Consider the following 12,173-nt stretch of genomic DNA (forward strand, 5'->3'; position numbering starts at 1 on the left):
CATCCCACTGGCAACTATGATAACCATAGCAATAATTATTTTCCCAATAACAACCGTTATTCTGGCAATTGCTTTGGTTATTAAACTGCCCGCAAAAATTTACACAATCTGTCTGATTAGTAAATTGCCGGCAAAGCGGAATATTTGGCCACTGATCCAAATTTATATTCTCCCTCAACCTCTCCAGCACATCTTCCGCGCATAGGGTGGCTAAAGCACTGGCTTTTTGTTTTTCCAGAGCATCCAAAGACAACTGACCACCGCCAATGCCTAAAAGCCCGCTGGAAATAGCCACCGCCAAACCAACAGCGGTAAAAACCAAAATAGTTATTAAAGCAATATAACCTTTCATAGAATTTTTAATTTTTAATTTTTAATTTTTTAAACCTAAAAATTTAATTAGTTGTCTCTGATTTTAAAATTTCAATGGCTTTTTCCAGTTGTAAATCCTTTCCTTCTTCATAATCTTTATCTGTCATTTCGACAACTATATCTGGTTCTATCCCCTTACCTTCTATTTCTCTCTTTTTTGGCGTTAACCAATGAGCAGTGGTTAATTTAACAATTGAACCATCTTTTAATTCAGTCAATTCTTGGACGCTACCTTTGCCAAATGTTTTCTCGCCTAAAATTTTCGCTTTTTGATAATCCTGCAGGGCGCCGGCTAAAATTTCCGAACCAGAGGCTGAGCCTTTATTGACCAAGACAACTGTTGCTAAATGAGAGAGTTTTTCCTTTTGGGTTGAGCGGTGTTCTCTTTCTTCACCGGATCTAAATTTTTCAAAAACAACAATCTCTTGACCAAGCCAGGCACCAGCAATTTCTGTTGCCGCATAAAGATAACCGCCTGGATTATTTCTTAAATCAAGAATCAGTTTTTCGGGCGCCTTGGCTAAAATTCTTCTAATTGCCTGATCAAATTCATTAATAGTCCTATCATTGAAATAAGAAATTTTAAGATAAGCAATTTTGTCATCTTTCATTTCCCAACGAACGGTTTGAATTTTAATAATGTCTCTGACAAGGGTAAATTCTTTTGCTTTATCCCATTCTTGACGCCAAATCAGAAGACGGACCTCGGTGCCTCTTTTGCCCCGAATTTTACTTACTGCTTCATCAACACTCATCCCCAAAGTATCTTCATCGTTAATGGCATAAATTTCATCGCCGGCTTTTAAACCAGCCCTAGCCGCAGGAGTGTCTTCTAATGGGGCAATAATAACAATTCTTCCTTTTCGTTGGCCTATTTCGGCGCCAATACCTTCAAAGGTGCCACTTAATTCTGTTTTAAATTTTTGCGCCATTTCCGGCTCTAAAAAAACAGAATAAGGGTCTTTGAGGCCAGAGACAAAACCACGCAGCGCCCCATAAAAAAGATTTTTTTCTGAAATTGGCTGGTTGACGTATTTATTTTTAATGATTTCTAAAACATCTAAAAAAAGATTATAATCTATCTGCTCCTCTTTTGTTTTAATCTTGGCGATAAAATTAGTGAAAGAAGTTTCTCTCTCTTCTCTGGGCGAAAGGAAAAACTGACCTAATAATAAGCCAGCCAGAAAAGCAATGATGAGAAAAACAATAAATTTTTGTTTTATCTTTTTTTCTTTATTTTCTTCCATAGTTTTATTCTTCAATTCGTTTAATTTTTGCTCCTAGTTTTATCAATTTCTCATCTATTCTCTCATAGCCACGATCTATTTGATAGATATTGTCAATTTCCGTTGTCCCCTGAGCAATTAAAGCTGCGATTAAAAGAGCCATCCCCGCTCGTAAATCAGGGCTGATTAATTTCCGGCCATAGAGTTTAGTTGGACCAGTGACAACCACTCGGTGAGGATCAGCCATAACAATCTGCGCCCCCATTTGACTTAAGAGGTCGGTAAAAAGCAATCGTCGGTCATAAATTGTCTCATGAATCAAACTTAAGCCTTCAGCCTGAGTCATTAAGACGGTGTAGGCTGATTGAAGGTCGGTAGGAAAGCCAGGATATTCGTGGGTCGTCATATCTTGAGCAATTAATTTTCTGCTTGGTGAAATTTTAATAGTATTTTTACTAAGTTGATAATTAACGCCGATTCGATCAAATAACGACCAAAGAGATTCAAGGTGTTCAGGACAACAATTTTTGATTAAAATCTCACCTTGATTAGAGGCGGCAGCTAAAATTGCCATTGTTCCTGCTTCAATTCGATCGGGAATAATTTTGCATTCCCCACCCTTTAGTTCTTTAACTCCTTTGATTTTAATAGTTGGGGTACCCGCTCCCTCAATTTTCGCTCCGGCTCTTTTTAGATATTCAGACAAAGCCACAATTTCTGGTTCCATGGCACAATTTTTTAAGATGGTCGTGCCTTCGGCTAAGCAAGCGGTCATCATTAAACTTTCTGTGCCGGTTACGGTAATTTTAGGAAAGAAAATTTTTGTTCCTTTTAATTTTTTTGCTTTTAGGCTATAATATTTTTCAGAAATTTTAACTTCTGCGCCCATCTTTTTAAAACCTTCTAAAAACATATCGATTGGCCGACTGGCAGCGCCAATGACACAGCCACCAGGATGAGGAAAGCGAACCTTACCATAGGAAGCCAAGAGTGGACCAACAAACATAATCGAGGCACGGAATTTACTTACTAAATCAACCGGTAAATTCGTTGATGTTAGCCTCTTAAAACTAATTTCAAAAACTCCCCTTTTGAGTCTTTTTACTTCGCCACCAAGGGCTATTAACAATTCTTCAGCTCTCCGACAGTCTTCTATTTCTGGCACGTTGATCAGGCGGATTTTTCCTCGAGTAATTAAAGCAAGGGGGAAGATTTTTAAAGCAGCGTTTTTTGCTCCAGAAACAGCAATTTCCCCTTCTAAAGGTCTATTGCCTTCAATAATAAACTTAGCCATAGGAAAATATTATATCATTTAATAAAATGAAAACAAGAACGAGTAAAGTTTTGTTTTTAATCTTTTTCTTAATCTTTATTATTTTAACCCCGCTTGTTCTTCTTTATTCTCAGGGTTATCGTCTTGATTGGGCAAAGAGAAAATTAGTCAAAACTGGTAACCTCTATCTTATTTCTCGGCCGGCTGGCGCCGCTGTCTTTTTAGATAAAAAACCATATCAAATAAGTTTTAGAGAAAGATTATTGTTTTATAAGAATTTATTAGGCCTGACAAAGCTACGCAGTCTAACACCAACACTTATTAACTATCTCTATCCAAAAGAGTATCTCGTGACTTTAAAAAAGGATGGCTACTCTCCTTGGCAAAAAAAAATAAAAATTGTTTCAGAAAAGACAGTAATTTTTAGAGAGATTTTACTTTTCCGAAACCAACCAGAAATTTACCTGGTCAAAAAATTATCATTGGCAAACTTTAAATTTTCTCCTAATCTAAGAAAAATTGCGACTCTTGATAGTTCAAAAAAAGAAATGTTAATTTTTGATTTAGAAACGGCTCAAGAAAAAAAATTTAAATTAAAAGGAATGGTAAAAGATTTTTTTTGGTTGCCTGGTGAGGAAAAAATGATGGTTTGGCTTGAAAATTCAAACTATCCTTTATTTTTAAATTTATTAGATGGTTCTTTGATTAACTTAAGAGATTTTTTAGAACAAAAGATAGTGATTCAAGATATTAAATTTTCTTCCGAAAGAACAATATCTTTTCATGATCAGTCATCTATTTATCAATTTGATTTAGCTAACAAAAGTTTAGATTTACTTTATCGTTTAGAAGAAAAAAATACTTCTCTGGTTGATTTCATTCTGGTGAATAATCTTTTATTTTATCTTAAAAAAAAGAGGAGTCATTTTTTTCTTGAAGGATTTGATTTAGAAACGAAAAGAACTTTTTATCATCTGGAAGTTCCGATTACTGAAAATTATAGATTGGTCAATGGGCAAAAATGGTTAAAAAATTTTGTTTTCCTTCAGGACAAAGAAAATCTTCTTGTTTTTGACTGGCGAGAAGAAAAGATTGAAAAATCGCTGATTTTAAAAATGAAAAGTAAAAACTTTGATTTAAAGGATAAAAAAATAGTCTCTCATGACGGTTACGAAATATCGTCTTTTGATTTTGAAACAAAAAAGAAGGAAACCATTGATCGAACCAGTGAAGAAATTTTAAAAGTTCTTTGGTTAAGTAGAGGAAATTATCTTTTTGTCTTGTTTCCAAAAAAAATAAAAATCATTGAGGTTGATTCAGGAGAGCCAAAGAATTATATTGAATATAATTTTGAAAAAGTCGTTGATCTAAAGCCGACAAAAAATTATAATTTCATTTATTTTATCGGCCAAATCAAGGAAGAAGAAGGTATTTTCAAAATTAAAATTCAATAATTTTACCTTCTTTTTTGGCCACCAAAATTGTCGCCCTAAATAGAGAGTCAAAGGTGCCAGCGTCAGTCCAAAAACCTTTCAAAATTTCATGGGTTAATGTTCCTTGCCGAAGATAAAAATTATTGACATCAGTAATTTCTAACTCGCCTCGTTCTGATGGTTTTAAGGTCTTAATTATCCTAAAAACTTGTTGATCATACATATAAAGACCAGTCACTGCATAATTTGATTTCGGTTTTTTTGGTTTTTCTTCGATACTAATGACTTTATTACCTTTTATTTCTGCTACCCCGAAGCGTTCCGGATCGGGTACTTTTTTTAAAAAAATTTTTGCTCCACCAACTTTTCTGCCTTGAATTTTAAACTCCTGTTTCTGATATTTTTTAACAAAACTTGAAATATCGTCTTCAATAATGTTGTCGCCTAAAATAACGACAATTTTTTGATTGTCAGCAAAATCTTCAGCCAAACTCAAAGCGGCAGCAATACCACCCGAGCCTTCTTGATAAGCAAAATGGATTTCTTTTAAACCAAATTCTTTGCCGTTTTTTAAAAGTTTTAAAAAATCACCTGGCGATTCGCCGCCAGTAACAATCATAATTTCCGTAATACCAGCCTTAACTAAAGTCTCCAATGGATAATAAATCATTGGTTTTTTATAAACCGGCAAAAGATGTTTGTTAGTAACCCGGGTTAAAGGCGCTAATCGCGTACCTAACCCGCCAGCAAGAATAACTCCTTTCATATTTTCCTAAAGTCTTATTTGAAATTTATTACCGAGATTAACAATTTTTTAGATAATCCCTAAGTGCTAATTTCCAATTTCTTAATCTTTTAAACTTTGTATTAAGCAGTATACTATATCTGGGTCTTTTGGCAAGAGTTTTATATTCTAAAGTCTGACAAGGTAAAATTTTTATTTTAAGTTTTTTTATTTTAATAATTTCTTTAGCCAATTTATACCAAGTAGTGATTCCTTCATTAGTTAAATGGTAAATACCGGCTGGTCTTTGGCTCGACAATAATTCCTTAGTTGCTTGGGCCAAATCAAAAGTATAGGTTGGCTTACCAAACTGATCATTGATGACCTTCAATTCTTTTTTTTCTTTAGCCAATTTTAAAATAGTCTGAACAAAATTTTTGTGTTTTTTTGGCTCAACATACGATCCAAAAAGCCAGAAAGTTCTGAGAAGATAAAATTTAAAGTTTGGATTTTGAAATTTGAGATTTAAAATTGCTTGCTCGCCGAATAATTTTGACAGACCGTATTTATTCACTGGATTCTTTGGTCTATCATTTTCTCGATATCCTTTTTTCTTTTTCCCATCAAAAACATAATCCGTTGAATAATGAATAAAAAGGGCACCAATCTCGGCACAAATTTTAGCTAAAGACTTCACTGCCGTGGCATTAATTTTTTTTGCTTTGACAAACTCTTTTTCTGCTTTTTCCACATTAGTATAAGCAGTTGCGTTAATAACAATTTTTGGTTTCAATCTCTTAATTTTTTTCTCAACTTCTTTTTGATCGGTAATATCTAAATTTTTGCGATGCCAACAAATTGGCTTGTCTTTTTTAAAAACAAAAGAAAGGTCAGAGCCTAACATACCTTTGGCGCCAAGAATTAAAATTTTATTCTTATCTTTCCACATTTTTTTAAATTAATCATCTCAAATTCTTAAAAATCTGAGCAAGATGTTCGGCGACCAGGCTTTTGTTTTATTTCACCTTAGACAGCTTGGTAAATCCTTGGGTTGAATAATTTTATCAGAAAATGACCTCTTTGACAAAAATAAAAACTACCCAAATATGGGGAGTTTTATCAATTTATTTAAATTTAAATCATTTTATTTTCTCTTTTATTTTCATTAAAGAAATGATGGCGCTTCTTTCTTGTTCGTCAAGTTTTCGAGTAATATATTTAATTGTTTCGACAATTGAGGGTAGATAAACATATTCTAAAGCATTAACCCGGCGACGAGTTTTTTCAATTTCTAAAGAAAGTAAATGAGCCGAATTTTCCAATTCGGCTAATTTTAAAATATCATTTAGTAATGCAGAAAAAATTTTCAAAAAATTATCAAGTTCAATACTAGAAAAAACTAAAGAATAACAAAAACAATCGCCTTCCTCTTGAAACTGAAAATCAGGAATGGTCACATTCATAATATTTTTAGTCGTTAAGGTTAATTTTATTTTCTTTGATGAAGTAGCAAATGCCTCTTCTAAAACCTCCGGCCTTGTTTCAACGGAAGCAAAAACAAAACTTTTTAAAGCGAGCTGAATTTCTTTTTCTATTTTTTCTGTTAACAACCGCGTCTCTTTAATGATTTTTAAAAATTCTCTCATCAGAGAGTCTCTTTTTTCTTTTAAAAGTTTATAACCATAAGAAGCGAGCTCTTTTCTTTTTTTGAGCCTTAGAAGCTCCATGCGGGTTGGGTTGATGGTGAGTCTCATAATTTAGATTAAGCAATAAATTTCAATGTATATCACGAAATATATTTCTATAAGTTTCAGAAACTAATAAAAATTCATAGAAACTTCTAGATACTCATTGAATTAGCTGATGCGAGATAAATATTTATTGATATAAACATCTTTGATTCTTTTCAATTCCTGTCTCGGTAAGATGGCTAAAAGTTGCCAAGCCAAATCTAATGTCTCAAAAATCGTTCGATCTTCGTATAAACCTTGCCTGATAAACCGATTTTCAAATTCTTGAGCAAATTTTAAGTATTTTTGGTCTAATTCTGTCAAAGCTGCTTCACCTAAAATAGTTGCCAATTCTCTGGCTTGTTTTCCCTGGGCATAGGCAGAAAAAAGTTGATTAGAAATGCCTGGATGATCTTCTCTTGTTTTTCCTTCACCAATACCCTTGTCTTTCAATCTTGAAAGTGAGGGTAAAACATCAACTGGTGGATAAATACCCTTCCGATGAAGTTCGCGAGAAAGAATAATCTGACCTTCGGTAATATAACCAGTTAAGTCAGGAATAGGATGGGTCTTATCATCTTCTGGCATTGAGAGAATGGGAATCTGGGTGATAGAGCCCTTTTTATTTTTTAAACGACCAGCTCTTTCGTAAAGAGTAGCTAAATCCGAATACATATAACCGGGGTAACCGCGTCTGGCTGGGACCTCTTTTCTGGCGGCAGAGATTTCTCGCAATGCTTCACAATAGTGAGTCATATCAATCAAAATAACCAAAACATGCATCTCCTTTTCAAAAGCAAAATATTCAGCCGTGGTTAAAGCAATTCTCGGCAAAGTAATTCTTTCAATAACTGGGTCATCAGCCAAGTTGACAAATAAAACAGCCCTTTCTATCGCCCCGGTTTCTTTGAAATCTTTAATAAAATATTCAGCCTCTTCAAAAGTAATACCCATAGCACCAAAAACAACAGCAAATTTCTCTCCGCCTTTAATCAGTTTAGCTTGACGAGCAATTTGTGCTGCAATTTCTAGGTGAGGTAAACCAGCTCCAGAAAAAATCGGCAATTTTTGACCACGAACCAAAGGATTCATAGCATCAATTGAAGAAATACCGGTTTGAATGAATTCATTAGGATAATCTCTTGCCTCAGGATTAATCGGTGCACCATTAATGTCTAACCTCGCTTCAGGAATAATTTTTGGACCACCGTCAATTGGTAAACCGGAACCAGAAAAAATTCGACCCAACATTTCTTCCGCCACATCAATTTCCATGGTTTTACCTAAAAATTTTGCTTTTGAGCCTTCGAGAGAAATACCTCTTGTTTCTTCAAACATCTGAATAATGGCTTTGTCTTCATCAACTTCCAAAACGCGACCGCGTCGAATTTCGCCGTTAGGCAATTCAACCTCAACCAGCTCCTGATAAGTAACTCTTTCTACTCCTTGGACAATTAAAAGTGGTCCGGCAATTTCTTTGATTGTTTTGTATGACCTAAGCATAGAGATAATTTAAATTTAAGAATGGGTATAGATAAATATTTGCTCAAATTTTCTTGCCTCAGTCTTCTTAATTATAAATTTTCTATTTCATCAATTAAATCTTCGATTTTCTCAAGTTCTTTTTCTGAGATAAATTTTATTTTCGCTATTTTCTCGCGCAGAGGAGAAGAAGAAATTTCTAAAAATGGCTTTCCTTCAATTAATCTTTTATTGGCTACTTCATGAAAGGTAATAATTGTTTTCAGCATCAGATACTGTTTCTTTAAAGAAGTATAAGTATCAATCTCGTCAAAAGCATTTTGTTGAAGAAAATCCTCGCGAATTGATTTAGCGGTTAAAAGTGTTAACTGGTCTTTTTCAGATAATGATTCAACACCAACCAATCTAACAATTTCTTGAAGCTTCGCTTCTTCTTGTAAAATATCCATCGCCTTTGTCCTTAAAAGAGGAAAATCAGAAGCAATTTCTTTTTTCAAAAAATCATCAAGATCTTGGGTATAGAGAGAGTAGCTGGTTAACCAATTAAGAGCTGGAAAATGTCTTTGACTAGCTAAATTATCATCAAGGGCCCAGAAAACTTTGGTGACGCGCAAGGTATTCTGGGTGACTGGTTCAGAAAAATCCCCACCAGGTGGCGAAACGGCGCCAATGATGGCTAAGGAACCAATTCTTTCTTCCTTGCCTAAACAGATAACTTCACCGGCCCTTTCATAAAAACCAGCTGTTCTGGAACCTAAATAAGCGGGATAGCCTTCTTCACCCGGCATTTCTTCTAAACGACCAGAAACTTCTCTTAAGGCCTCAGCCCAACGAGAAGTTGAATCAGCCATTAAAGCCACTTTATAACCCATATCGCGAAAATATTCAGCGATGGTAATACCGGTATAAATTGAAGCTTCGCGAGCTGCCACTGGCATATTTGAAGTATTGGCAATTAAAACGGTTCTTTTCATTAAAGGCTCACCCGATCTTGGATCAAGAAGATGAGGAAATTCTAACAAGACATCAGCCATTTCATTACCTCTTTCACCACAGCCAATAAAAATAATAATTTCGGCATCAGCCCATTTGGCTAATTGATGTTGAACAACGGTTTTACCGCTGCCAAATGGTCCAGGCACACAGGCCGTTCCCCCTTTCGCCACCGGGAAAAAAGTGTCAATCACTCGCTGGCCGGTCACCAATGGCTCCTTTGGCATTATTCTTGCTTTAACTGGTCTAGCTTGACGAATTGGCCATTCTTGCTTCATTGTTATTTCTCTTATTCCTTTTTTTGTCTCAATTAAAGCAATAACCTCTTCGACGGTAAATTTTCCTTTTTTAATTTCTTTGATTTTTCCTTTAATGTTTGGTGGAACCATAATCCGATGTTCAACTAAACTTGTCTCCTGAACGCTACCTAAAATATCTCCGGCCTCAACCTCTTCTCCCTTTTTAACTTTTGGTTGAAAATCCCATTTTTTATTTCTCTCAAGAGCTGGTAATTCAATGCCTCGACTAATATAGTCACCAAATTCTTCTCGCATTAAATTTAACGGTCTTTGAATACCGTCATAGATTGAGCTAATTAAGCCAGGACCGAGTTCGACAGTTAAAGGCTTGCCCTCAAGATAAATTGGTTCACCTGGCCCTAAGCCAGCGGTTTCTTCGTAAACCTGAATTGCCGCTTCGTCACCTTCGATTTTAATAATTTCGCCAATTAATTTTTTCTCAGAAACTTTGGCTAAATCATACATTTTCACACCAGTCATCTTTTTACCAATGACTAATGGACCAGAAATTTTTTTGATAAAACCTTCTTGCATATTTTTATTATTTTATTTTTTATTTTGAAAAAGTATATCACTGCCAACGGCTTTTTCGACAATTTTCTTTAACTCTCTTAAACCATATCCGGTGCTACCTAAATGGGTTGGTAAAGAAACGACGGCCGGAATAGTTGATGTTTTTAAAGGCAACAGTTCTTCTTCCAATTTTTCTTCCCAATCCTCAGTGATAAAAACAATGGCAAAATTATCTTGACTAATTTTTTTGATTGCTTCTTTTCCTTCTTCCAAATTAGTAATGGGAAAAATTTCTAAATTAAAAGCTTTGAAACCAAAAATGACATCTTTATGACCAATAATACCAATTTTATATTCCATATTTCTATATTTATTTCTAATTAATATATTTCTACCCTTTCTTTTAATAAATCCGCTTCGACTTTATTTAATTTACCGCTCATAATTAATCTAACATTTTTGTTGGCATTCTTTTTAGCATAAAAATAGGCAACCACTACTTCTGGACCATAGGCAATGTATTTTGCTTTTCTTAAATATTCAATCTCTGCTTCAAAAAATCTTTTTTCTAATAACCAGGGTTTTTTTTCTCTTAAATATTCTAAAAAATACTTGGCTAAAGAAGGGGGGACAATTTTACTAAAATATTCAAGGGCAATTTCTAAATCTTGGTGATAAAAATTGATAAAGTCGTCAGTTTTAATTCGGCCGGAGCTAATTAAAGCTTCTTTTAAAAATTCAATCTCCTTTCCTAAATTTTTTAATCGTAAAAAAATTCTCAGATTTGTTAAATCAATTTTTAAATTAACAAAGTCAATTAAAAACTGATTTTTAAGTCTTTTGGCTATTTTTTTTAAAAGAGAAAAGTATTCTCGATCAAAGAAAAATTCTATTTGATAGGGTAATGGCTGTTGATGAAAGAATTGATTAGCTTGAGTAATAAAAGTTTGAATTTCTTCATCAATTTTTATTTTTTCTTCTTGAAGAATGATTTTTTTTAAAATTGTTGGTTCAAAAAAACCAAAAGGAAGAAGTAAGTAATCTAAATCTTTGTTAAATAATTTTTCTTTGAAAATCACTTTTAAATTATGGAAGTCGTATTCTAAAAGGAGAAATTTTATCAAGTCTTTGTCAGGAACAATTTGCCATAATAATTTTTTATTCTCCAGTAAATCATCTGAGATGACTTGTTCAAATTCTTCCGGCTTTTTTTCAAAAAGATGTTCGGCGTAGTCGGTGTCATAAAAAACCTTGAAGGCTGTTGCTAGATCTGGTGCCCCCAACATTCTTTCCAAATCTACTCGATCAAGTAATTTTGTTTCCAGGTATCTAATTTTACCGGTAGCAAAAGTATAATTTGAAATGTTCATATAGTTAATTGAGCAGACAATAAGTTTCTATTTATTTCTATTTATTTCTACAAATTACAGAAATTGATAGAAATATGCTTTGGTGAAATTTATAGAAATTTGTTGTAGTTATCCAAATAGAATTTTGCTGACTTCTATCTCTGTTTTTTCTCTAATAATTTTGATTAAATTTTCAAAACTATTATCAATCTCTAAGTTTTCAGAAGAGAAGATAAAGCCACCCTTTATCGCTAATGATTTTTTAGCAAGATGAAATTTCTTTTTACTTTCGGCAATAGCTTTTTCGGTAACCCTCTCTCTATTTTGAGCCGGTATAATCTCGCCTCTCTCTGGACATCTTTTCAGTAAATTCAAAATTAACTTCTGATAGTCAGAGTCGCTAAGATTTGATAATTCGTCTAAAACCTCTTGATAAATGTTATCTAAAATTTCTTGCTTCTTTTGTAAAAGTAAATTTTTTGTCTCTAAATTAAGACGGATTTGGGTCTGTTGAATTCTCTTTTGCACCTCGGCTTCCGTTTCGGCCAAAATTTCGCTCTTTCTTTTCTCAATCTCGGCCCGATATTTTTCTTCAAGTTTTCTAACCTCTTCTCTGTTCCTTTCTTCAATTTCTTTGATTTTTTCTTCTGTTTCTTTTTTAATTTTTTTTAAGATGTCATCTAAAGCCATAGGAAATTTATGGAAATCATCCAAATAATTCGAGTATATCCAAACGCTCCGAATAAAATTATTCGTCGCGTCGAAATAAATTTGTTAAT

The 12,173-nt window shown here is 33.8% G+C and carries 12 protein-coding genes; 1 reads left to right on the forward strand and 11 read right to left on the reverse strand.

All coding sequences use genetic code 11. The annotated features are described in order from the left end of the window. The 3 genes from N2259_01225 to murA all read right to left on the reverse strand — a co-directional run. On the reverse strand, positions 1-352 hold a 352-nt coding region (locus N2259_01225; protein ID MCX7778848.1), incomplete at its 3' end, for a hypothetical protein. A gap of 43 nt (positions 353-395) precedes the next feature. Further along, entirely contained in the window at positions 396-1,619 is a 1,224-nt protein-coding gene (locus N2259_01230; GenBank protein MCX7778849.1) for a S41 family peptidase, read from the reverse strand. 4 nt (positions 1,620-1,623) lie between these two features. After that, positions 1,624-2,892, reverse strand: a complete 1,269-nt coding sequence (gene murA, locus N2259_01235; GenBank protein ID MCX7778850.1) for a UDP-N-acetylglucosamine 1-carboxyvinyltransferase — start codon at positions 2,890-2,892, stop codon at positions 1,624-1,626. Between the two features lie 26 nt (positions 2,893-2,918). Here murA and N2259_01240 point away from each other — a divergent pair, with 26 nt between their 5' ends. Next, positions 2,919-4,325: a hypothetical protein gene (locus N2259_01240; protein MCX7778851.1), complete on the forward strand. Its 1,407-nt coding sequence runs from the start codon at positions 2,919-2,921 to the stop codon at positions 4,323-4,325. Here the strand turns inward: N2259_01240 and N2259_01245 are convergent. The 8 genes from N2259_01245 to N2259_01280 all read right to left on the reverse strand — a co-directional run bounded on the left by N2259_01245 (position 4,312) and on the right by N2259_01280 (position 12,084). Then, positions 4,312-5,070 carry a sugar phosphate nucleotidyltransferase gene (locus N2259_01245; protein MCX7778852.1) on the reverse strand — a complete coding sequence of 253 codons (759 nt, stop codon included), beginning with the start codon at positions 5,068-5,070 and terminating at the stop codon, positions 4,312-4,314. The genes N2259_01240 and N2259_01245 overlap by 14 nt on opposite strands. A 37-nt stretch (positions 5,071-5,107) precedes the next feature. Then, positions 5,108-5,977, reverse strand: coding sequence for a dTDP-4-dehydrorhamnose reductase (rfbD, locus tag N2259_01250; GenBank protein ID MCX7778853.1), 870 nt, complete (start codon positions 5,975-5,977; stop codon positions 5,108-5,110). A 190-nt stretch (positions 5,978-6,167) separates the two neighbouring features. Next, complete coding sequence (locus N2259_01255; protein ID MCX7778854.1) at positions 6,168-6,782, reverse strand: V-type ATP synthase subunit D; 615 nt, start codon at positions 6,780-6,782, stop codon at positions 6,168-6,170. 102 nt (positions 6,783-6,884) lie between these two features. After that, complete coding sequence (locus N2259_01260; GenBank protein ID MCX7778855.1) at positions 6,885-8,261, reverse strand: V-type ATP synthase subunit B; 1,377 nt, start codon at positions 8,259-8,261, stop codon at positions 6,885-6,887. Between the two features lie 71 nt (positions 8,262-8,332). Beyond that, positions 8,333-10,066: a V-type ATP synthase subunit A gene (locus N2259_01265; protein ID MCX7778856.1), complete on the reverse strand. Its 1,734-nt coding sequence runs from the start codon at positions 10,064-10,066 to the stop codon at positions 8,333-8,335. Positions 10,067-10,078: 12 nt separating this feature from the next. Next, complete coding sequence (locus tag N2259_01270) at positions 10,079-10,405, reverse strand: V-type ATP synthase subunit F (protein ID MCX7778857.1); 327 nt, start codon at positions 10,403-10,405, stop codon at positions 10,079-10,081. Positions 10,406-10,425: 20 nt separating this feature from the next. After that, positions 10,426-11,415 carry a V-type ATPase subunit gene (locus tag N2259_01275; GenBank protein ID MCX7778858.1) on the reverse strand — a complete coding sequence of 330 codons (990 nt, stop codon included), beginning with the start codon at positions 11,413-11,415 and terminating at the stop codon, positions 10,426-10,428. Between the two features lie 108 nt (positions 11,416-11,523). Then, positions 11,524-12,084: a V-type ATP synthase subunit E gene (locus tag N2259_01280; GenBank protein MCX7778859.1), complete on the reverse strand. Its 561-nt coding sequence runs from the start codon at positions 12,082-12,084 to the stop codon at positions 11,524-11,526. Positions 12,085-12,173 lie beyond the last annotated feature (89 nt).

It is taken from the genome of Patescibacteria group bacterium (genome assembly GCA_026417895.1).
Taxonomy (GTDB): Bacteria; Patescibacteriota; Patescibacteriia; order UBA2591; family CALHIP01; genus CALHIP01.